Below are 21754 nucleotides of genomic sequence, written 5' to 3'. Positions count from 1 at the left end.
GCCCCTGAAGGAACCCCAGACGATGCGTGCCGGACCGTCCCAGGAGGACATCAGGCGCCACAATCTCGGCGCGCTGCTTCGCCATGTCCATCTGGGCGGGCCGATCTCGCGCGCCGAGCTGACCTCGAAGATGGGGCTCAACCGCAGCACCATCATGGCGCTGACGTCCGACCTCACCGCCGCCGGGCTGGTGCGGGAGGAGCTGCCGCGCGAGACCGGCCGGGCCGGCCGGCCCTCGCTGGTGGTGCGCCCGGAGTCGGCGCGCGTCTACGTGTTCGCCTTCGACGTGGGCCCCGACCGGCTCGTGGCGGCGCGGGTGGGGCTGGGCGGCGTCATCCTCGACCGCAGGGAGACCACCCGCGACCGGGGCAGGTTCGCCCTCGACGAGCTGGCCGGGGTGCTGTCGGGGTTCGCCAGGCAGATGCGGCGCAAGACGCGCGACGACACCGTGTGCGTCGGCGCCGCCGCCGCCGTGTCCGGCGGGGTGCGCAAGGGCGACGGCGTGGTGACGTTCGGGCCCAATCTGATGGCCCACGACGTGCCGTTCGGCGAGGAGCTGGGCCGCAGGCTGGGCCTCGGGCTGCCGGTCAGCGTGGGCAACGACGCCAACCTGGCGGCCCTGGCCGAGCACAGCCGGGGCCTCGGCGTGGGCGTGCGCGACCTCATCTGCCTGCACGGCGACGTGGGCATCGGCGGCGGCATCATCACCGGCGGCCACCTGCTCGGCGGCTTCGACGGCTACGGCGGCGAGGTCGGCCACATGGTCGTCAACCCCGGCGGGCGCGAGTGCTCCTGCGGCTCGCACGGCTGTCTGGAGGCCGAGGTGGGGGAGCGGGCGCTGCTGGAGCTGGCCGGCCGTTTCGGGCCCGGCCAGCACGGCCGCGACGCGGTCCGCGCCGTGGTCGACGCGGCCGACCGGGGCGACATCGTCGCGCAGGAGGCGCTGAGCCGGGTCGGCGACTGGCTCGGGCTCGGCGTGGCGAACCTGGTCAACATCTTCAACCCGGAGATGGTGATCTTCGGGGGCATGTTGCGGGAGGTCTACCTCGGCTCGGCGGCGCAGGTCCGCACCCGGCTGGCGCTGCACGCCATGGCCCCCCAGCGCGAGCACGTACGGCTGCGCACGTCGGCGCTCGGCGACCATGTGACCCTGGTCGGGGCGGCCGAGCTGGCCTTCGCCCACGTGCTGGCCGACCCGCTGGAAGTGCTGGCCAGGGTTAGCTCCTAGCGCACCCGGGCCTTGGGGGCCGTCCAGGTGTCGCAGGCGGCGGCGGAGCCGTCGCGGTAACCGCGGTTCTGCCAGTAGGCCAGGTTGCGCGGGGCTCCGTGGATCTTGCTGTAGTCCGCCCGGCGGACGGCGTCCAGCCATTCGCGCCAGGTGACGTCGGGTTTGATCGAGGTGAGCGCGGCGCTGTAGAAGACGCCGGCGAAGCACTCGGCCTGCATCTCCAGCCGGTGGCTGAGCAGGGTGCGGGCCCCCGTGGAGGCGGGCTGGTACAGGGCGTTCTGCGCGTCCAGCACGCCGGTGAGCTCCTGGACGTGGTGTCCCCACTCGTGCGCGACGGAGTGCGCGATGTTCATCCGGAACGGGTCGTCCAGGTCGTGCTTCATGACGCGGATGACGATCGTGCGCTGCACCGGGCAGTACTGCGCGCCGTTGGCGGTGATCCGGCCGCAGACCGAGTCGGCGCCGGTGGTGACGGTCACCTCGGGCGGGGTGTAGGTCAGGCCCGCGGCCGCGAACCGGCCGGCCCAGAACCGGTCGGCGCACCTGGCCATGGCCCGGTGGAAGGACTTGAGCGAGGCTGCGCTGCCCGCCCGGATGGCGGGGACGGCGCAGGCCAGGCGTTCCCGTGAGACGACCGGCGCGGCCGACAACCCCCCTCGCGCCGGGCGGCCCGCCGCGGCCGACGGAGCCGGCGACAGAAGAACCGCGATCATGCACATGGCGAGCGCCATGAGGGGAATGCGCACGATCGCGGATCTTAGAGGAGTTTGTACGAGTTTGGCTTAGCTGACCTTGCCCTTGGGGGCGGCCCAGGTGTTGCAGGAGCCCGCCGACTTGCCGGTGAAGCCGCGCTTGAGCCACCACGCGACGTTGGCGTCCGAGCCGTGGCTCAGGTCGGCCGAGGAGCGCGTCTTCACGCCGAGCGCGCTCAGATCGGCCGGGTCGTGCGTGCCCTTGAGCAGGGAGTCGAACTCCTTCTGGCTACGGCCCAGCGAGTCCCAGACGCTGCCCATGAACACCCCGGCGTAGCACTCGGCCTGCAGCTCGGTACGGCGCACCGGCTCCAGGTTCTTCGGGTTGTCCAGGACGTACTCGCCGCGCTTGTTGTGCCGGAGCATGCCGGTGAGCTTCTGGACGTGGTGGCCGTACTCGTGGGCCACCACCAGCATCAGCACCGGGTCCGACGGCTCCTCCACGACGTTCGGGCTGAGCAGGAGGGTCATCGTCTTGTTGACCGGGCAGTACAGCGCCTGCGCCTCCCCCGGGAAGCCGCCGCAGCCCGTGGGGGCGCCCAGCTTGGTGATCACCTGGAACTTCGGCTTGCTGAAGGCGAAGCCCGCCTGCTTGAGCTTGGGGGCCCAGGCCTCGTCGAGGCATTCGAGCACCGCCTCGAAGTAGACCCGAGCCTCGTCCTCGGTCCCGGACCGGACCGGCGGCTCCTCGCACGTCCTGAGCGCGAGGCGGCCGGTCTTGTAGATCGGGTTCTTCGTCAGGACCGGCTTGCTCGCCGGGGCGGCCACGGCCGCGTGGGCCGTACCGGCGACGAAAACGCTCGCCAGTGCTCCGGCAATGATCGCCAATCGGGGGGTACGCATGGGAAGGCACACTACAAAAGAGAGAGATCAAGGTAAAGCGGAAATGCCAGACGTCACTGGACGTTTCGTGCAGCCGCCGCCCACGTGTTGCACGAGCCCGGCGCGCCCCGGTTGAAGCCCCTGGTCATCCAGGCCGCCTGCGTCGGGCCCTTGCCGTGGTCGTTCTGCGGCCAGCCCTTGGCGCCGTTCTTGTAGAACCACTCCACCGTGTAGGCCCAGTCGGACTGCGTGACCAGCGGCGACTCCTTCATCGTGCTCATGAAGATGGAGGAGAAGCACTCGGCCTGGAGCTCGGAGTTGCGCGACAACTGCAGGCGCCTGGCCTTGCTCGCGGTGGACCTGGCCGTCCAGTAGTAGTTCCAGATGCCGGAGGCCTGCTGGACGTGGTGGCCGTACTCGTGGGCGACCAGGCGGGTGATGCCGAGCGGGAACGGGTTGCGGAGCTGGTCGCGGCTGATCATCAGGTACATGGTGCGGTCCGTGGAGCAGTAGACGCCGTCGGCGCCGGTGTTCCACGCGCCGCAGGGCGTCCTGACCTTCTTGGTGATGATGCGCAGGCGCGGCTTGGTGAACGGCAGCCCCGCCTTGCGGAACTGGGCCGCCCACGTCTTGTTGAGGCAGTTCGTGACCCGGGTGAGGTAGCGGCGGTAGGCGATCATGCTGCCCGCGGGCAGGTCGCCGGGCTCGCAGTTCACGTCCACGAGCTTGCCGGTCTTGTACAGCGGGTTGGCCGTGGCCAGTGTCCTGCCGCCGGAGGTGGCCGGCCCCTTGCTCTTGGCGGTCGCCTTGGCCGGCGGCGAGGCGACCTGCTGCGCCTCGTTGATCGGCGAGCGCTCGGTCGAGGTCGTGGCGACGTCGGCGAGCACGAGCACCAGGGAGGCGGCGGCCAGGGCGAGCGCGATGGCCGCGCCGACCAATGCCGCGACCTTACCTTTAGGGACGGAGTTCATATGTCCTGCAAGACTAGGTCAAGATCTGACATAGGTGGGCGGATTTGACTCGATGGAGTCAGCGAGACGTCGGCGAACTAGACTCTTCTGCGTCGTCGAAAAGGAACAGACGGCGAACGAGGCAGAGGGGAGTCGCATCCGTGAGCGGGTTGCTGGGCTCGATAGAGGGACCGCACGACGTCAAACGGCTCGCTGTTGAGGAGCTGCCGCGGCTCGCGGGGGAGATCCGTGACCTGCTCGTCGACGCCTGCGCCAGGTTCGGCGGCCACCTCGGGCCGAACCTGGGCGTGGTCGAGCTCACCATCGCCGTCCACCGCGTCTTCGACTCCCCGCGCGACCCGGTCATCTGGGACACCGGCCACCAGGCGTACGTGCACAAGCTGCTCACCGGCCGCGCGGCCGGCTTCGAGGCGCTCAAGCAGGAGGGCGGCCTGTCCGGCTACCCGAGCCAGACCGAGTCCGAGCACGACTTCGTCGAGAACTCCCACGCCTCCACCGCGCTGTCCTACGCCGACGGCCTGGCCAAGGCGTTCAAGCTGCGCGGCGAGCGCGAGCGCACGGTCGTCGCGGTGATCGGCGACGGCGCGCTCACCGGCGGCATGGCCTGGGAGGCGCTGAACAACATCGCCGCGATCAAAGACCTGCCCGTCGTGATCGTGGTCAACGACAACGGCCGCTCCTACTCCCCGACCATCGGCGGCCTGGCCTCCCACCTGTCCTCGCTGCGCGTCAACCGCCGCTACGAGGACATGCTCGAATACGTCAAGGACAAGCTCGGGAACGTTCCCGTCCTCTACGACGCCCTCCACGGCTTCAAGAAGGGCGTCAAGGACGTCCTGGCCCCGCAGGTCATGTTCGAGGACCTCGGCCTGAAGTACGTCGGCCCCATCGACGGCCACGACGAGCAGGCCATGGAGGCGGCGCTGCGCAAGGCCCGCGCCTTCCGCGGCCCGGTCATCGTCCACGCCCTCACCCAGAAGGGCCGCGGCTACACCCCCGCCGAGAACCACGACGAAGACCAGTTCCACTCGCCCGGCGCCTTCGACCGCGCCACCGGCGCCGAGAAGCCCAAGCCGCGCATCTGGACCAACGTCTTCAGCGAGGAGCTGGTCAGGCTCGGCAAGGAGCGCGAGGACCTGGTCGCCATCACCGCGGCCATGCTCCACCCCACCGGCCTCAACGCCTTCGCCGACGCCTTCCCCGACCGCATCTACGACGTCGGCATCGCCGAGCAGCACGCGCTCACCAGCGCCGCCGGCCTGGCGCTCGGCGGCCTGCACCCGGTCGTGGCCGTCTACGCCACCTTCCTCAACCGGGCCTTCGACCAGCTCCTGATGGACGTCGCCCTGCATCGGCTGCCGGTCACCGTCGTCCTCGACCGGGCCGGCGTCACCGGCGACGACGGCGCCAGCCACAACGGCATGTGGGACCTGTCGATCCTCCAGGTCGTGCCCGGCCTGCGGATCGCGGTGCCGCGCGACGGCGACCGCGTCACCGAGCTGCTGCGCGAGGCCGTGGAGGTCACCGACGGGCCGACCGTGCTGCGCTTCCCCAAGGGCCCGGTGGCCGAGCCACTTGAGTCCGTGGGCCGCCTGGGCGAGATGGACCTGCTGCGGGCCGCCGAGGGCGAGCCGGACGTGCTGCTGGTGGGCGTCGGCCCGATGGCGCACGTGTGCATGGAGGCGGCCGTCCTGCTCGACGCGCAGGGCATCTCGGCCACCGTGGTCGACCCGCGCTGGGTCAAGCCGCTCGACGAGGCGCTGACGCTGGCCGCCGGCGCCCACAAGCTGGTCGCCGTGGTCGAGGACAACGGCCGCGTGGGCGGCGTGGGCGACGCCGTGGCCCGCCTGCTCCGCGACGCCGACGTCGACGTCCCGGTGCGCACCTTCGGCATCCCGCAGGAGTTCCTCGACCACGCCAAGCGGGCCGCGATCCTCGGCCGCATCGGCCTGACCGGCCAGGACCTCGCGCGCCAGATCACCGAGGCCGTCGCGAAGCGGACCTCCCGCGTGGAGCAGCCGGTCCGCCGTTGAGCACCCGGCGGACCACGGCGGTGATCGCCAGCATGACGACCACCGCCGCGGCCGCCGCCGGCAGCAGCAGGCCCGCCTCCCGCCGCGCCATCTGCCCGGCCACCGCCCCCAGCACGACGTACGTGCTCACCCACGCCGTGCTGCCCAGCAGGGCCCACGGCATGAACCGGCGGTAGGGCATGCCCACCGCGCCCGCCAGGGCCGGCGTCAGCGCGTGCACCACCGGCAGGAAGTAGGCCAGGGCCAGCGCCCAGCCGCTACGCCGCAGGATCTGCTCCGCCCGGCTCCAGCGCTCCTCGCCGACGCGCCGGCCGAGCCTGCTGTCGCGCAGGCGGGGGCCGTACCGGCGGCCCAGGCGGTGGCCGCCCGTCGCGCCCAGGAGGCAGGCCAGCACGCCGGTGCCGATCAGGGCCAGCGTCTCCGGCACGCCGCCCGACGTGGCGCCCGCGACGATCAGCAGGCCGTCGCCCGGCGTGATCAGGCCGATCCCGACCGAGGCGTCCAGGGTCAGGAAGACCAGGACGAGCGCCAGCACCACCGCCACGTCCTGACCGGCCAGCGTGTCCAGCAGGTCGTCCACCATGATGCGGGTCCGCTACCCCCGACGAGGCGCTTCACCGGCCGCCGCGGCCCGAGCGCATGATCACGGAGGGTCTGGGAAGGATCGCTGATCGTGGACATCTTTCGCACGAAGAGCGTCGAACAGTCGATCCGCGACACCGAGACTCCCGAGCATCAGCTGCGTAAACGCCTGACCGCCATGGACCTGATGGTGTTCGGCATCGGCGTGATCGTCGGCACCGGGATCTTCGTGCTCACCGGCCAGGTGGCCAAGGAGGTGGCCGGGCCGGCGGTCGCGGTCTCGTTCGTCGTGGCGGCCGTCGTGTGCGGACTGGCGGCGCTGTGCTACGCCGAGTTCGCCTCGACGATCCCCGTGGCCGGGTCCGCCTACACCTTCTCCTTCGCCACCCTCGGCGAGTTCCCCGCCTGGGTGATCGGCTGGGACCTGATCCTGGAGCTGGCGCTGGCCGCGGCCGTGGTGTCGGTCGGCTGGTCGGGCTACTTCGCCTCGATGCTCGACTCCGTCGGCATCCACCTGCCGGCCTCCATCGCGGGCGACGATCCCGTGGTCAACGTGCCCGCGGTGGCCATCGTGCTGATCCTCACCGCGATCCTGGTGGCCGGCATCAAGATCTCCTCGCGGGTCAACCTGATCCTGGTGATCACCAAGATCACGGTGGTGCTGCTGGTCATCGTGGCGGGGCTGTTCTTCGTCAAGGCCGCCAACTACACGCCCTTCATCCCCGAGCCGGTGGCCTCGCCGCGGGTCGAGGGGCTGAAGGCGCCGCTGATCCAGGTGCTGTTCGGGGTCACGCCCGTCGCGTTCGGCGTGATCGGCATCTTCTCGGCCGCGGCGATCGTGTTCTTCGCCTTCATCGGCTTCGACATCGTGGCCACCGCCGCCGAGGAGACCGTGCGCCCGCAGCGCGACGTGCCGCGCGGCATCATCGGCTCGCTGGCCGTCTGCACGATCCTCTACGTCGCCGTCTCGCTGGTCGTGGTCGGCATGCAGCCGTACAAGCAGCTGAGCACGAGCGCGCCGCTGTCGGACGCGTTCACCGCCGTCGGCCATCCCTGGCTGGCCGCCATCATCAGCGTGGGCGCCATCGCCGGTCTGACGACCGTGGTGCTGGTGCTGCTGCTCGGGCAGACCCGGGTGTTGTTCGCCATGTGCCGCGACGGCCTGCTGCCGCGCCGGCTGGCCGTCGTCCACCCGACCTTCGGCACGCCCGCCAGGCTCACCGTCCTCATCGGCCTGGTGACCATGGCGCTGGCCGGGTTCGTGTCGTTCGGGGAGCTGGCCGAGCTGGTCAACATCGGCACGCTGTTCGCGTTCATGGTGGTGTCCGTCGGCGTGATCGTGCTCCGGCGCACCCGGCCGGACCTGGAGCGGGCCTTCCGGGTGCCGATGGTGCCGCTGCTGCCGATCCTGTCGGTGCTGGCCTGCCTCTACCTGATGCTCAACCTGCCGCTGGAGACCTGGCTCAGGTTCGTCGTCTGGATGATCATCGGGGTGGTCGTCTACTTCGCCTACGGCTACCGGCACAGCAGGCGGGGCGCCGTGCCCGGCCGGTGACGCGCGAGAGGGGCGGGCCGGCCGCCCGCCCCCCTCACCCGCTCAGATCGCCAGGAGCGTTCCGAGGCCCGCCTTCATCGTGCAGGCGTTGGTGTAGACCTTGCCCCACTGGACGGTCTTGCCGTACCACTTGCCGAGGATCATGACGGCGCGCGGCTCCACCTCCTTGCCGCAGGCCGCGGCCGCCTTCGGCGAGACGTTGATCTTGGCCGGGTCGCCCTTCACCTTGCGCAGGAGCTCGCAGGCGGCGTGGGCGGAGGGGTGGGTGCCGCCGTCGGGGCTGCAGTTGAGCCAGGCGCCCTTGGTGGGGCCGTTCTTCACTGCCACGGTGACCTTGAGGACGACCTTGGGGGTGGGGGGCGCCGCCGCCAGGGAGGGCGACGACGCGCCCAGCACGAGGGCTCCGCACAGAGCGATCGTGCCGACTGCTCGCATCATGGTTACTCTCCGTTCGTAGGACGGCACAGTACGCTACGGCGAAGGCGGCCATGACGTACGGAGACCCGCCGGGCGGGCCTCCGTAAAATCACGCGGGCAGCGAGGCCACACCGGGCGGAAGGAACCGGGGCTGGGCGATCCCCGACCTGTCCAGATAAGGCGTGATGCCACCCAGATGGAACGGCCAGCCGGCGCCCAGGATCATGCACAGGTCGATGTCCTGCGGCCCGGCGACGACGCCCTCGTCCAGCATGATCCGGATCTCCCGGGACAGCGCCCCGAGCACGCGCTCGCGGACCTGCTCGGCCGTGGACGGCGACGTGCCGCCGGCGAACAGGGCCACCGCCTCCGGGTCGAGCGAGAAGTCCGGACGGTAGACGCCCGGCTTGCCCGAGGCGACCAGCTTGGCCATGTTCTCCGAGACGCCGAACCGCTCGGGGAAGGCCGCGTGCAGCGTCTCGGCGACGTGCAGGCCGACGGCCGGGCCGACGAGCTGCAGCAGCGCGAACGGCGTCATCGGCAGCCCCAGGCCGTCGAGCGCGTGCTCGGCGACCTCCAGCGGCGTGCCCTCGTCCACGGCGGCCACGACCTCGCCCATGAAGCAGGTCAGCAGCCGGTTGACCACGAACGCCGGCGCGTCCTTGACCAGCACGGACGACTTCCGCAGCGACTTGCCCACCGCGAACGCCGTGGCCAGCGTGGCGTCGTCGGTCGAGGCGCCCCTGATGATCTCCAGCAGCGGCATCACGGCGACCGGGTTGAAGAAGTGGAACCCGACCAGCCGCTCGGGGTGCGCCAGCCCGGCGCCCATCTCGGTGAGCGAGAGCGAGGAGGTGTTGGTGGCGAGCACGCACTCGGCCGACACCACGGCCTCGACCTCGGCGAACACCTGCTTCTTGACCGCCATGTCCTCGAAGACGGCCTCGATGACGAAGTCGGCGTCGGCGAAGGCGTCCTTGGTCAGGGAGCCGGTGACCAGGGACTTGATCCGGTTGGCCTGGTCGGCCGAGACGCGGCCCTTGCCCAGCAGCTTGTCGACCTCGGCGTGCACGTACCCCACGCCCTTGTCCAGGCGGGACTGGTCGAGGTCGGTCAGCACGACCGGGACCTCCAGGCGGCGGGCGAACAGCAGCGCCATCTGCGAGGCCATCAGCCCGGCGCCCACGACGCCGACCTTGGTGACCTTGCGGGCCAGCGACCTGTCCGGCGCGCCGGCTGGACGCTTGGCCCGGCGCTGGACCAGGTCGAAGGAGTAGAGCCCGGCCCGCAGCTCGTCGCCCATCAGCAGGTCGGCCAGCGCCTGCGTCTCGGCGGCGAAGCCCTCGTCGCGCGAGGCGGTCGCGGCCAGCGCGATCAGGTCGAGCGCCCGGTAGGGGGCGGGGGAGGCGCCGCGCAGCTTCATGTCCACCAGGAAGCGCGCGTCGGCGACGGCCTTGTCCCAGCCGTCGTGCTCCTGCCGCTCGACGGCGACCTCGCCCTTGACCACGCGGGCGGCCCAGCGCAGCGACTCCTCCAGGAAGTCGGCCGGCTCGAACATCGCGTCCGCGACGCCCAGCTTGTACGCGTCCGCGCCCTTGATCATGCGGTTCTGCGACAGCGGGTTCTCGATGATCAGCTTGATCGCGTTCGCCGGGCCGATCAGGCGGGGGAGCAGCTGCGTGCCGCCCCAGCCGGGCACCAGGCCGAGGAAGCACTCGGGCAGCGCCACCGCGGGCACGCCGGAGGAGATCGTCCGGTACGCGCAGTGCAGCGCGATCTCCAGGCCGCCGCCCATGGCCGCGCCGTTGACGAACGCGAACGTCGGGATCGGCAGCTCGCCCAGCCTGCGGAAGACGTGGTGGCCCAGCGCGCCGATGGCCTCGGCCTCCTCGCGGGAGGCCACGGCGGCCGCGCCCTTGAGGTCGGCGCCGACGGCGAAGATGAACGGCTTGCCGGTGACGCCCACGGCGGCCAGGTCGGTGCGCTCCGCGATCCGCGACAGGGCCTCCTCCAGCGCGAACAGGCCGTGCGGGCCGAAGGTGTTGGGCTTGGTGTGGTCGAAGCCGTTGTCCAGGGTGATCAGGGCCATCGTGCCGGCGCCGCCGGGCAGCGGCACGTCGCGCACGAGGGCCTTGGTGACGACCTCGTCGGTGTTGCGCCCGCTCAGCAGCGCGCGCCAGGTCTCGATGTCGCTCATGCCAGGTTCTCCCAGATCACAGTGCCGCCCATGCCCATGCCGACGCACATGGTGGTGATGCCGTACCGCACGTCGGGCCGCTCGCCGAACTGGCGGGCGAGCTGCGTCATGAGCCGCACGCCCGAGGAGGCCAGCGGGTGGCCGAAGGCGATCGCGCCGCCGTAGGGGTTGACGCGCTGGTCGTCGTCGGCGATGCCGAAGTGCTCCAGGAAGGCCAGCACCTGGACGGCGAACGCCTCGTTGATCTCGAACAGGCCGATGTCGCCGATGGACAGCCCGGCCAGCCGCAGCGCCCGCTCGGTGGACGGGATCGGGCCCACGCCCATCACCTCGGGGTCCACGCCCGCGAAGGCGTAGGAGACCAGGCGCATCTTCGGCGTCAGGCCCAGCTCGCCGGCGACCTCGCGGGCGGCCACGATGCAGCCGGTGGCGCCGTCGTTGATGCCGGAGGAGTTGCCCGCGGTGACGTTGCCGTGCGGGCGGAAGGGCGTCTTGAGCGCGCCCAGCGCCTCCATCGTGGTGCCGGGGCGCGGCGCCTCGTCCTCGGCGGCCAGGCCCCAGCCCTTCTCGGCCGTCCGGACCGCGGTGGGCACGAGGTCGGGCTGGATCTTGCCGTCGGCGTACGCCTTGGCCGCCTTCTCCTGCGAGAGCACCGCGTAGGCGTCGGCGCGCTCCTTGGAGATCGACGGGTAGCGGTCGTGCAGGTTCTCGGCGGTCATGCCCATGACCAGCGCGCTCGGGTCGACCAGCTTCTCCGACAGGAACCGCGGGTTGGGGTCCACGCCCTCGCCCATGGGGTGGCGGCCCATGTGCTCGACGCCGCCGGCGATGGCCACGTCGTAGGCGCCGAAGGCGATGCCGCCCGCGACCGTGGTGACCGCGGTCATCGCGCCCGCGCACATGCGGTCGATCGCGTAGCCGGGGACGCTCTTGGGCAGTCCGGCCAGCACCGCCGCCGAGCGGCCGATGGTCAGGCCCTGGTCGCCGATCTGGGTCGTCGCGGCGATGGCCACCTCGTCCACGCGCTCGGGAGGAAGACCGGGGTTGCGCCGGATGAGCTCGCGGATGACGCGGACGACCATGTCGTCGGCGCGGGTCTCCGCGTACAGTCCCTTCGGCCCTGACCTGCCGAAGGGCGTGCGTACGCCGTCGACGAACACGACGTCACGAGAGGAAGGCACGGATTCGCTCCTCGTTCTTGGATGGGGTTCCGCGCCTATGCTACTCGTCGGTAACCACCCCGCAGACGAGGGCGGCGGTCAGCAGCGCGTAAACGATCGGCATGGGCGGTTCCCAGAGATGGGCGCGGGCTCCGAGCAGGGCGGCGACCGCCACGGCCGCGCCCGTCCAGAGCGCCGCGCCCCCTCGTGGACGCGCGCCCCGGCCGGGATCCCACGGATCGCCAGGTGATCCTCCCGGACGACCGGCGCGCGCCACTATCCCCAGGGCGTCCCGTGCCCACCAGATGAGGAACGACACCCCCGCGGCCAGGCCGATCACCATGGCGGCCTCGACGGCCCAGCTCAGGGCGTCGGCGAAGGCGTACAGAGCGGCCGCCCTGAACTGGCCTGGAGAGGTGGCGCCGAGCAGCAGCAGCACGGCCCAGCCGGACGCGACGCCGAGCCGGCTCAGCGGACGCCGCCGGGCCGAAGGTGGCACGGCGAACAGTTCGCGCTCGCGCCGGCGCACCAGGCGCGCCCGCGCGCCCCACACCAGTTGGGTGACCACAAGGACGGGCAGCGCGATCGCGAACACCGCCAGCGAGAGCACGGCGAGCGGTAACGTCTGCTCTCTGGTCGGCGCGCGGTCGGCCAGCACCTGTGACGTGGCCAGCAGCGCGATCGAGCCGGCGAGCGCGACGAAGACGGCCCGGCGGGCGGTCCGGGCGGCGGTGCGCAGCCCGGCCAGCGCCTCGGCGCCTGGAGGGGGCGCCATCTCGGTCAGAAGCATGGACGTCATGATGGCGTCACGGACCGTAGTGACGCCGTGGATTCGCGCGCATTGCATGGAGCCCTCGCCGGACGCGTCCGCCGGAGGCTGCTATGGGGTGAAATTTGCGACACGCCGTATATACGGCGGATTATCAGTATGCTGCGCGTCACACCAGAGGGGGCCGCGCTCTGCGAGGGGCGCGCGGGGGTGCGTCCTGTGCGGGCGCGCGTAGAGGGGGGCGCGTGAGCGAGGGCCGGAGAGCGCCGGAACGGCCGCAGCATCGCCCCGACCGCCGCCCCGATCAGCGCCCCGACCGTCGCCTGGACCGGCCTCCGGGGCCTGCGCGGCGGATCACGCCGATGGCGTGGGTGAGCATGGCGCTGACGTTCGTGCTGGTCGTCGTCACGCTGGGCGGGTACGCGTACTACCGCAGCATCTTCGCCGACATCCCGATCCTGCCGCCCGTGGAGGCCGGGTCGCGGCCGCCCGAGACCGGCGCGCTCAACGTGCTGCTCGTCGGCTCGGACTCGCGCGAGGGCGACAACAAGAAGTACGGCGCGAAGTCGCAGGGCCTCGGCGAGCGCACCGACACGATCATGGTGTTGCACATCTCCCCGGACCGGGACAAGGCCACCATGATCAGCTTCCCGCGGGACACCATGGTCATGATCCCGCAGTGCCGGAGCCGCACCGGCACGATGCTGGCCGGCGGGCTGCGCCAGATCAACTCCGCCTTCAACGACGGCGGCATCAACTGCACGGTCCGCACGCTGGAGTCGCTCACCAACATCAAGATCAACCACATCGTGAAGGTGGACTTCACCGGCTTCAAGGGCATCGTCGACGCTCTCGGCGGCATCGAGATCTGCCTGCCCAAGGCGGTCAACGACCCCAAGGCCAAGCTCGTGCTCAGCGCGGGCAAGCACGTCGTCAAGGGCGAGCAGGCCCTCGGGTACGTGCGCACCCGCTACGCCCTCGGCGACGGCAGCGACCTCGGCCGCATCCAGCGCCAGCAGGTCTTCCTCACCAAGGTGCTGGACAAGATCACCGATGGCGGGCTGCTCACCGACCCCGCCAAGCTCAACGCGTTCCTGCGGGCCGGGGTCAAGGCCGTCTCCCTGGACAGCGAGCTCGCGCAGCCGGACCGGATGCTGGAGATCGCCAGAAGCGTCCAAGGGCTGACCGCCAAGGAGCTCAAGGGCATCACCGTGCCGGTGGAGGCGTACCCGGCCGACAAGAACCGGGTGCAGCTCAAGCAGCCGGACGCGCGCAACTTCTTCGAGGCCGTGCGCTCCGACGTCAACGTGACCCCGCCCTCGGCGGCCGCCAAGCCGAAGGTCGAGAACGGGCAGGTGCGCGTCCAGGTGCTCAACGGCACCACCGAGCTCGGCAAGGCCGGTCAGGTGGCCGACGAGCTGGCCGACCAGGGGTTCGCCGTCGTCCAGGTCGGCAACGCCGCGCCGGTGGCCACCACGTCGATCCGGTACGCGAAGAAGGATGCCGACAACGGCGCCGTCTACGGGGACGCCGTGGCCGCCCGGCTGTCGAAGGACAAGCGCACGCCGGTGGCGGGCAAGGTCGCCCCGGTGAACCCGAAGCCGTACGCGACCAAGGTCACCCCGCTGCCCGACGGGCCGATCGTGCAGCTCGTCATCGGGGCCGACTGGCCGGGCGTGCGGGTGGCGTCGGCGATCCCGGGCTCGCTCAAGGACAAGGTGGTCGACTCCACCACGAACCCCTGCCTGTGACCCGGCCGGCGGGTTAGAGGTCCTCGGCCAGCAGCAGATCGACCAGGCCGGGGAAGCGGGCGTCGAGGTCGTCGCGGCGCAGCCGGATGAACAGCTTGCGGCCCTCCGGGCGCTGGCAGATGACGCCGGCCTCGCGCAGCACCCGCCAGTGGGCGGTCAGCGTCGACTTCGGCACGTCGGCCACGACCTCGCCGCAGAACAGCTCGTCCCCCGAGGCCAGCGCGCGCACGATCTTGGCGCGTACGGGATGGCCGAGCGCGGCGAGCACCTCCACCAACTGGATCTGGTCACGCGACGGGTGCAGCATGCCGCCATTGTACGGATAACACGAACGGTGATTTGACGGACATTGTTCGTATGTACGAAGATTACGTACTCATCCGGGTTCGAGGAGGCTCCTGTGTTCGATGTCGCCGTGGTGGGTGGCGGGCCCGTGGGCATGTTGCTCGCCGCCGAGCTGGGCCTGCAGGGGGTGCGGCCGCTGGTGCTCGAACGGCTCGCCGTGCCGACCGGCCAGTCCAAGGCCGGGACGCTGCACGCGGGCACGGCTCGGAGTCTGGACCGGCGCGGGCTGCTGGAGGCGGTGGGGCGGTCCACGTACGGGAGCGTGAGCTTCCACTTCTCCGGCATGTTCGGGCTCGACCTCGGCGCGGTCTCGGACGGCGGCCCGAGCATCGTGGGCAGCCCGCAGGCGTGGGCCGAGCAGGTGTTCGCCCGCCGCGCGGCGGCCCTGGGCGCGGAGATCCGGCGCGGCCAGGAGGTCACCGGCCTGGAGCAGCGGGACGACCACGTCGCCCTGACCGTGAACGGCCGCGAGCTGACCGCCCGGTACGTCGTCGGCGCCGACGGCGCGCGCAGCGTCGTGCGCAAGGCCGCCGGCATCCCGTTCACCGGCGCCGGGGCCCGCGTCGCCGCGCTCATGGGCGACGTGCGGCTGCTCGACCCGTACACGGTGCCGCCGGGCTACACGCGTACGCCGCGGGGCTGGGCCATCGTCTGGCTCGACCCCGCCGGGCACAGCCGCGTCACCACCTACGACTTCCGCGCGCCGCACGCCGACCGGGAGGCGCCCGTCGCGATCGAGGAGCTCCAGGAGGCGGCCGAGCACATCCTCGGCGTCCCGGTCCCGATGGCCGGCGCGCGCAACCTGTCCCGGTACGGCGACGCCGCCCTGCAGGCCGAGACCTACCGCGCGGGCCGCGTCCTGCTGGCCGGGGACGCCGCGCACGTGCACTTCCCGTGGGGCGGCCAGGGGCTCAACACCGGCCTGGGGGACGCCTTCAACCTGGGCTGGAAGCTGGCCGCCGAGGTGCGCGGCGAGGCCCCCGCCGGGCTGCTGGACAGCTACCACGCGGAGCGGCATCCGGTCGGCGCGCGGGTGTTGTGGAACGTCCGGGCCCAGAGCGCGCTGGCCCACCCCGACCCGGCCGTCGACCCGCTGCGCGAGCTGTTCGCCGAGCTGATGCGGTTCGACCAGGTCAACGAGTACCTGAGCGGGATGATCGCCGGGGTGGACACCGCCTACGACGTGGGCGTGCCCGGAGCCGGGCGGATGGCTCCCGACCTGGCGGTCAAGACGGCCGGCGGCGTGGTGCGCACCGCGGAGCTGCTGCGCGGCGGCCGGGCGCTGCTGCTGGACCTCGGCGGGCGCGACGACCTGGTGGCGGCGGCCGCTCCGTGGGCGGACCGGCTGGAGATCGTGCGGGGCGGCGCGGAGCACGACGCCGAGGCGCTGCTCGTGCGTCCCGACGGTTACACGGCCTGGACGTCGGAGGCGCGGGGGCATCCGCTGGAGGCGGCGCTCGCCCGCTGGCTGGGGCGAATGTGACGCAGAGTAACTTTAGGGAAACATGTGAAATATCCGGACAAGTCTGTTAAGAAAGGTCGCGGTCCGTATTCAGAGCTAGAGAGGTTCCATCGTGGCGCGCGACGAGAACGACAGGCCGTACGAGGATGGGCAGGGTAAACCGTTAAACCCGGAGCTGACCGGAGACGTGCTGTCCCCCCGGTGGAGCACCGAGGACACCGACGAGCAGCCCGCGATCCAGGTCTCCGGCAACGAGACCTACATCCTCCCGGCTGGCCAGGCCGCGCAGCCCGTCGAAGCCCCGGCGACCCCCGCGCCTCCCGCGGCCCCGGCCGACGCGCCGCACGACGTGCTCGACGGCCCCAGCGGCCCGCACGACGTCCTGGACGGGCCGAGCGGGTCCCACGAGGCCCTGAGCGGGCCGCACGAGACGCTGGCCGGGCCCTACGAGGGCCTGAGCGGGCCGCACGCCGTCGTGGAGGCGGACGGCCCCGACGTTCCAGGCGCAGATCGCGCGGCCGACGACGACCTGCCCTACCTGCCGCTGGATCAGGGCTACAAGCCCGACGGCGACGACGACGCGGGTGAGACCCGGCGCGGCTTCCTCGGCTCCGGCTGGACCGACGACGCCGACGACCGCCGGGGCGGCGCCGGGCGCGATGGCGAGGTGCGCCGGCGTACCAGGGTGCTGGTGCTGGCGGCCGCCGCGGTGGTGCTGGTCGGCGCCGGGGCGGGCTGGCTGCTCACCGGCACCTCCTCCGACGACCCGTGCGGGGTCGGCGCCTGCGCCGGCGCGAGCCAGGTCACCGCCCCGCCGCAGAGCGCGCTCCCGGAGGAGACCGAGTCCGCCCCCGAGCCCGAGGAAACGGACACCGCCGAGCCGACCGTGTCCGAGACCGTAACCCCCACCCCCGTGGCCCGCCGCCCCCGTCCCACCCGCGAGCCGTCGGCGCGGCCCACCGCCACCCGCGAGAGCCGTCCGACGGCCACGCCCGACGAGAAGGTCACCCACGGCCCGCAGGACGGGATGAACGAGACCTCCGACGGGACCCCCGAGGACTCGGCCGAGGAGTCGGCGAAGGCGCCCGCCACCAGGCAGCCGGAGCGGCAGGAGAGCGCACCCCCCACCCAGGCTCCGCCCGCGCAGCAGGAGCAGCCCGCCCCCGCGCCGAGCGAGAAGAAGGGCCTGTTCGACATCCTGTTCCCCTGGGCGTGAGGGTCCCGTCGCCGTCCTGGTGAGCGCGGTGCCGCGAGTTGTGTCGCCGCCGTCGGCGGGCGTGCGAGGATGCGGAGCCAGGTCGTCGTCTGGCAGACTTGGAAACCGCTTTCCGGGAGGTCTCGTGGTCACGCTTGAGGACGTCGCCAAACAGGCCGGCGTCTCCCTCGCCACCGCCTCGCGGGTGCTCAACGGCAGCACCCGCCAGGTGGGCGCGACCCTGCGGGCCCGTGTCGAACGGGCCGCCGACGAGCTCGGCTACCGCGCCAACATCGCCGCCCAGACGCTGGCCCGGGGGGCGAGCAACGTCATCGGCATCGTCGTCCACGACCTGACCGACCCCTACTTCGCCGCGCTGGCCGACGGCGCGATGCGGGCCGCCGCCACCGAGGGCATGCTCGTCATGGTGGGCACCACCCACCGCGACCCCGAGCAGGAGATCGCCTACGTCGCCACCATGAACGCCCAGCGCGTGCGCGCCGTGCTGCTGGTCGGCTCGCGGGTCGCCGACCCCGCCGTGACCGGGCGGCTGCGCGAGGAGCTGGCCCGCTACCAGGAGGGCGGCGGACGGGCCGCGTGCGTCGGCCAGGACCTGCTCGGCGTGGACACCGTCGCGCCCGCCAACCGGGCCGGCGCCGCGGCCCTGGCCCGCGCGCTGGCCGGGCTCGGGCACACCCGCTTCGCCGTGCTGGCCGGGCCGCCCCACCTGGTGACCGCCGCCGACCGGTGCGAGGGGTTCACGCAGGCGCTGCGGGAGCTGGGCCTGCCCGAGCCCGTCGTGGTCCACGGGCCGTTCGACCGCGACGGCGGCTACCGGGCCGCGACCGAGATCGGCGCGGCGACCTGCGTGTTCGCGGTCAACGACGTGATGGCCGTGGGCGCGCTGGCCGCCTGCCGCGAGCGCGGGATCCGGGTGCCCGAGGACGTCTCGGTGGCCGGGTTCGACGACATCGTCACGCTGCGTGATCATGTGCCGGCGCTGACGACCGTGCGGCTGCCGCTGACGGACATGGGGGCGCGGGCCCTGGAGCTCGCGCTCGGCCGCGAGGACGCCGCCGCCCCCGTGGTCGAGCACGTCGCGGGCGAGGTCGTGCTGCGGGAGAGCGTCAGGAGGATGGCGTGAGCGTGACGGGCGCGGAAGCCGGGGTGACGGCGTGAAGCTTGCGGTCAGCACGTTGGGGATGCCGGGGGAGGGGCTGGAGCGGGCGGCCGGGATCGCCGTCGCGCACGGCTGCCAGGGGCTTGAGCTGCGGCTGCATCCGGACACCGGCGTCCATGCCGGGCTCACCGCGCGGGAGCGGCGCGCGGTGCGGGAACGGGTGGAGCGGGCGGGGCTGGAGATCGCCGCCCTGGCTGGATATGTCGGCATCTGTGAGCCGGGACCGGACGCGCCGGTCGCCGACGCGCTCCTCGCCGACCTGCGGCTGGCCGCCGACCTGGGCGCGCCGGGCGTGCGGGTGTTCCCGCGCGGCGACGATCCGGCGGTCGGCGCCCGCCGGCTGAGGTCTGTGGCCGGTACGGCCGCCGCCCTCGGCGTACGCGTCCTGGTCGAGACGCACGACCGGATGCCCACCGGCGCGGCCGTGGCCGGGCTGCTGGCCGAGGCGGGCCGCCCCGAGGTCACCGGCGCGCTGTGGGACCTGCTGCACCCCTGGCGGCACGGCGAGTCCCCGGCCGCCACGCTGGCCGCGCTCGGCCCCTCGCTCGCCTACGTGCAGGTCAAGGACGCCGTCTCGGCCGAGGACACCACCCCGGTCCCGATGGGGACGGGCTCGGTCCCGCTGGAGGAGGCCGGCGACCTGCTGCGCGCGGCCGGGTACGCCGGATGGGTCTCGCTGGAGTGGGAGCGCACCTGGTACCCGGACGTGGCGCCGGTCGAGGAGATCCTGCCGGGCGCGGTCGCCTGGGTGCGACGGTTCACCGCTTAGATAGGGGAATGCCCCTTAACAAGAACAAAGTCCTCGTGGTCGGCATGGACGGCCTGCGCTTCGACCGGCTCGTCGCCCTGGCCCCGCCGGTCCTGTCGTCACTGATGGCCTCCGGCGCGTACGGCACCAGCCGGCTCCCGTACGGCGAGGCGGCGGCCCCCAGGACGGAGTCGCCCGGCGAGGTCGTGCCCAAGGCTCCGGAGCCGCCGGCGGCGGGCCGCGTGATCAGGTCGCGCACGGACTCGGGCCCCGGCTGGTCGTCGATCGCCACGGGCGCCTGGCCCGACAAACACGGCGTCGTGGACAACAGCTTCACCAGCCCCCAGTTCACGAAATTTCCGGACTTTTTGAGTCGTGCGAAGAATGCCCGCCCCGACCTCGTGACCGCCGCCTTCCTCTCCTGGGCCGCCCTCGGCGAGCACGGCGCGTTCGGTCCCGCCATCGACCACCGCATGGTCCTGGACGGCTACGCCCTCACCTGGACCGCCGCCGACCGGCAGATCGCCGACGCCGCCGAGCGCCACCTCGCCGAGACCGGCCCCGACCTCGCCTTCGTCTATCTCGGCGACACCGACGAGGTGGCCCACGCCCTCGGCCCCCACTGCCCCGAGTACGCCGCCGCCCTGCACGCCCAGGACGCCTACCTGGGCCGCCTGCTCGACGCCGTCCGCGCCCGTCCGGGGGAGAGCTGGACCGTGCTGGTCACCACCGACCACGGCCACGTGGACGAGGGCGGCCACGGCGGCACCTCGGCCGAGGAGCGCACGGTGTTCGTCATCGCGAACCGGCTGGACGCGGACCTCGGCGGCCGCCCGCTGGCCGAGCCCCGCCTGGTGGACGTCGGCCCGACCGCCCTGGCCCTGCTCGGCGTGCCGCTCGACCCGGCCTGGGAACTGGACGGGACACCGCTGTTCAACAGTTGGTGAATTTGTGGCAGACTCCGGAGAAGGGGTGCCTTCCATGAGGACCACACTCGACCTCTCCGAGATCGACGCCACGATGCTCGCCGAAGTGGGCGGAAAGGCCGCCAACCTCGGCGAGCTGACCCGCGCGGGCCTGCCCGTGCCACCCGGCTGGGCCCTGACCACCGACGCCTACCGGCAGGTCGCCGCCGGGATCGACCTCACCCCGGGCGACGGGCTCGCCGCGCGGGCCAGGCGCCACCTGCTCCGGACCGAGATGCCCGCCCCGGTGCGCGAGGAGATCGTGACGTCCTACGCGCGGCTCGGCGCGGACGTCCCGGTGGCCGTGCGCTCCTCGGCCACGGCGGAGGACCTGCCGTTCGCCAGCTTCGCCGGCCAGCAGGACACCTTCCTCAACGTGGTGGGCGCCGAGGCGCTGCTCGACGCCGTGCGCCGCTGCTGGGCCTCGCTGTGGAGCGACCGGGCCGTGGCCTACCGGGAGGCGAGCGGCGTCGGCCACGCCGGCGTCCGGCTCGCGGTGGTCGTCCAGGTGATGGTGGACGCGCGGGTGGCCGGGGTGATGTTCACCGCGAATCCGGTGACCGGCAGGCGGCGCGAGACCGTCCTCGACGCCGCCCCCGGACTCGGCGAGGCGGTCGTCTCCGGAGCCGTCGATCCCGACCGGTTCGTCGTCTCGGGCGGCGAGGTGCTGGAACGGCGGGCGGGCGGCCCGAAGCTGGCCGTCCGGCCGCTGCCCGGCGGCGGCGTCGAACGCGTCGAGACCGCCGCCGGGGGCCTGTGCCTGACCGACGCGCAGGTGCTCGCCCTGGCCGAGCTCGGCGCGCGCGTCGAGGACCACTACGGCACGCCGCAGGACACCGAGTGGGCCATCGGCCAGGACGGCACGCTCTGGCTCACCCAGGCCAGGCCGATCACCACCCTCTATCCGCTGCCCCGGCCGGCCGGGCCCGGCCTGCGCGTCCACCTGTCGCTCAACGTCGCCCAGGGCGTGATGGGGCCTCTTACGCCGATGGGGGTGTCGGTGTTCAACCTGGTCGCCTCAGGGGCGGCGACCCTGTTCGGGCACGCGCCCGCCGACCGGCTCGACGGCCCGGCGTTCCTGTCCGAGGCGGGGCAGCGGTTGTGGATCGACCTGACCACGCCGCTGCGCAGCCGTACCGGCCGGGCGGTCCTGACCCGCATGATGCCCTTGGGGGAGGCGCGGGCCGCGGCCGTCGTGCGGGAGCTGGCGGGCGACCCGCGGCTGTCGGTCGTCCAGACCTCGCCGCGCCCGTTCCTGCGCGGGCTGCGCCGCTTCGCGCGCCGCGTGCACGCGCCGGCGCGGGTCCGCGACGCGCTGCTGAGCCCGGCCAGGGCGCTCGCCCACGCCGCCCGCGTCGGCGAGGAGCTGGACCGCAGGCTCGAACCGCCGCCCGGCGCCACCCCCGCCCAGCGCCTCGACCACGCCGAACGCCTGCTCGCCGGGACGTTCCCGGCCATCGTCTCGATCATGCCGATCGTGATCACCGGCTACGCCCTGCTCGGCCTGGCCGCCCGGCTCTCCGGCACGCGGGTGGGCGACCTGCAGGACGTCCTGCGCGGCGTCCCGAACAACCCGACCACCGAGATGGACCTGGAACTGTGGGACCTGGCCGGCCGCGTCG

Annotated in this window: 19 protein-coding genes; 10 read left to right on the top strand and 9 right to left on the bottom strand. The window is 72.6% G+C overall.

The genetic code is table 11. The features are described 5' to 3' along the window. Positions 1 to 22 precede the first annotated feature (22 nt). Positions 23 to 1228, top strand: coding sequence for an ROK family transcriptional regulator (locus ACWCSD_RS16845; protein ID WP_352325906.1), 1206 nt, complete (start codon positions 23 to 25; stop codon positions 1226 to 1228). On the opposite strand, the gene ACWCSD_RS16840 is transcribed toward ACWCSD_RS16845, so the two are convergent. Genes ACWCSD_RS16840 through ACWCSD_RS16830 form a run of 3 tightly spaced genes read right to left on the bottom strand, consistent with a single transcriptional unit; the run spans position 1225 to position 3773 of the window. Further along, entirely contained in the window at positions 1225 to 1974 is a 750-nt protein-coding gene (locus ACWCSD_RS16840; RefSeq protein WP_449915843.1) for a neutral zinc metallopeptidase, read from the bottom strand. The two genes, ACWCSD_RS16845 and ACWCSD_RS16840, sit on opposite strands and share 4 nt — an antisense overlap. 36 nt (positions 1975 to 2010) lie before the next feature. Continuing rightward, a complete protein-coding gene (locus ACWCSD_RS16835) occupies positions 2011 to 2823 on the bottom strand; it encodes a neutral zinc metallopeptidase (protein ID WP_449915840.1) in 813 nt (270 codons plus the stop codon). A 53-nt stretch (positions 2824 to 2876) separates the two neighbouring features. Then, positions 2877 to 3773 carry a neutral zinc metallopeptidase gene (locus ACWCSD_RS16830; protein ID WP_397163577.1) on the bottom strand — a complete coding sequence of 299 codons (897 nt, stop codon included), beginning with the start codon at positions 3771 to 3773 and terminating at the stop codon, positions 2877 to 2879. Positions 3774 to 3913: 140 nt separating this feature from the next. Between ACWCSD_RS16830 and dxs the strand changes: the two genes are divergently transcribed. Then, positions 3914 to 5806 carry a 1-deoxy-D-xylulose-5-phosphate synthase gene (gene dxs, locus ACWCSD_RS16825; RefSeq protein WP_397163578.1) on the top strand — a complete coding sequence of 631 codons (1893 nt, stop codon included), beginning with the start codon at positions 3914 to 3916 and terminating at the stop codon, positions 5804 to 5806. On the opposite strand, the gene ACWCSD_RS16820 is transcribed toward dxs, so the two are convergent. Next, complete coding sequence (locus ACWCSD_RS16820) at positions 5751 to 6389, bottom strand: DedA family protein (RefSeq protein ID WP_397163579.1); 639 nt, start codon at positions 6387 to 6389, stop codon at positions 5751 to 5753. The two genes, dxs and ACWCSD_RS16820, sit on opposite strands and share 56 nt — an antisense overlap. A gap of 90 nt (positions 6390 to 6479) precedes the next feature. Here ACWCSD_RS16820 and ACWCSD_RS16815 point away from each other — a divergent pair, with 90 nt between their 5' ends. After that, the gene (locus tag ACWCSD_RS16815; RefSeq protein ID WP_358284725.1) at positions 6480 to 7943 is read left to right on the top strand and encodes an amino acid permease; all 1464 of its coding nucleotides are present in this window, start codon (positions 6480 to 6482) and stop codon (positions 7941 to 7943) included. 42 nt (positions 7944 to 7985) lie between these two features. Here ACWCSD_RS16815 and ACWCSD_RS16810 read toward each other — a convergent pair whose 3' ends face one another. From ACWCSD_RS16810 to ACWCSD_RS16795, 4 genes are all read right to left on the bottom strand, one after another. Then, positions 7986 to 8381, bottom strand: a complete 396-nt coding sequence (locus tag ACWCSD_RS16810; RefSeq protein WP_358284727.1) for an SSI family serine proteinase inhibitor — start codon at positions 8379 to 8381, stop codon at positions 7986 to 7988. 88 nt (positions 8382 to 8469) lie between these two features. After that, positions 8470 to 10557, bottom strand: coding sequence for a 3-hydroxyacyl-CoA dehydrogenase NAD-binding domain-containing protein (locus ACWCSD_RS16805; protein ID WP_397163583.1), 2088 nt, complete (start codon positions 10555 to 10557; stop codon positions 8470 to 8472). After that, positions 10554 to 11717, bottom strand: coding sequence for a thiolase family protein (locus ACWCSD_RS16800; protein WP_387656872.1), 1164 nt, complete (start codon positions 11715 to 11717; stop codon positions 10554 to 10556). The genes ACWCSD_RS16805 and ACWCSD_RS16800 overlap by 4 nt, the downstream gene beginning before the upstream one ends. A 61-nt stretch (positions 11718 to 11778) precedes the next feature. Continuing rightward, a complete protein-coding gene (locus tag ACWCSD_RS16795) occupies positions 11779 to 12507 on the bottom strand; it encodes a hypothetical protein (protein WP_397163585.1) in 729 nt (242 codons plus the stop codon). A gap of 341 nt (positions 12508 to 12848) precedes the next feature. Between ACWCSD_RS16795 and ACWCSD_RS16790 the strand changes: the two genes are divergently transcribed. Further along, the gene (locus tag ACWCSD_RS16790; protein ID WP_397163586.1) at positions 12849 to 14237 is read left to right on the top strand and encodes an LCP family protein; all 1389 of its coding nucleotides are present in this window, start codon (positions 12849 to 12851) and stop codon (positions 14235 to 14237) included. 13 nt (positions 14238 to 14250) lie between these two features. Here ACWCSD_RS16790 and ACWCSD_RS16785 read toward each other — a convergent pair whose 3' ends face one another. Further along, positions 14251 to 14544, bottom strand: a complete 294-nt coding sequence (locus tag ACWCSD_RS16785) for an ArsR/SmtB family transcription factor (RefSeq protein ID WP_352365580.1) — start codon at positions 14542 to 14544, stop codon at positions 14251 to 14253. A gap of 93 nt (positions 14545 to 14637) precedes the next feature. Between ACWCSD_RS16785 and ACWCSD_RS16780 the strand changes: the two genes are divergently transcribed. The 6 genes from ACWCSD_RS16780 to ACWCSD_RS16755 all read left to right on the top strand — a co-directional run. After that, on the top strand, positions 14638 to 16065 hold the full coding sequence (locus tag ACWCSD_RS16780; RefSeq protein WP_449915835.1) for an FAD-dependent monooxygenase: 1428 nt from the start codon (positions 14638 to 14640) through the stop codon (positions 16063 to 16065). 166 nt (positions 16066 to 16231) lie between these two features. Continuing rightward, complete coding sequence (locus ACWCSD_RS16775) at positions 16232 to 17260, top strand: hypothetical protein (protein WP_449915833.1); 1029 nt, start codon at positions 16232 to 16234, stop codon at positions 17258 to 17260. Positions 17261 to 17384: 124 nt separating this feature from the next. After that, positions 17385 to 18383, top strand: coding sequence for a LacI family DNA-binding transcriptional regulator (locus tag ACWCSD_RS16770; protein ID WP_449915831.1), 999 nt, complete (start codon positions 17385 to 17387; stop codon positions 18381 to 18383). A gap of 31 nt (positions 18384 to 18414) precedes the next feature. Next, positions 18415 to 19188 (top strand): sugar phosphate isomerase/epimerase family protein, encoded by a 774-nt coding sequence (locus ACWCSD_RS16765; RefSeq protein ID WP_449915829.1) that lies wholly within the window; start codon positions 18415 to 18417, stop codon positions 19186 to 19188. An 8-nt stretch (positions 19189 to 19196) separates the two neighbouring features. Continuing rightward, positions 19197 to 20114, top strand: a complete 918-nt coding sequence (locus tag ACWCSD_RS16760; protein WP_387664035.1) for an alkaline phosphatase family protein — start codon at positions 19197 to 19199, stop codon at positions 20112 to 20114. Between the two features lie 34 nt (positions 20115 to 20148). Beyond that, a partial coding sequence (locus ACWCSD_RS16755) for a PEP/pyruvate-binding domain-containing protein (protein ID WP_449915826.1) occupies positions 20149 to 21754 on the top strand: 1606 nt, incomplete at its 3' end.

The organism is Nonomuraea sp. NPDC001684 (genome assembly GCF_053596515.1).
The sequence above is the reverse complement of the archived record's forward strand: the minus strand, read 5'-3'. Positions and strand labels throughout refer to the sequence as shown.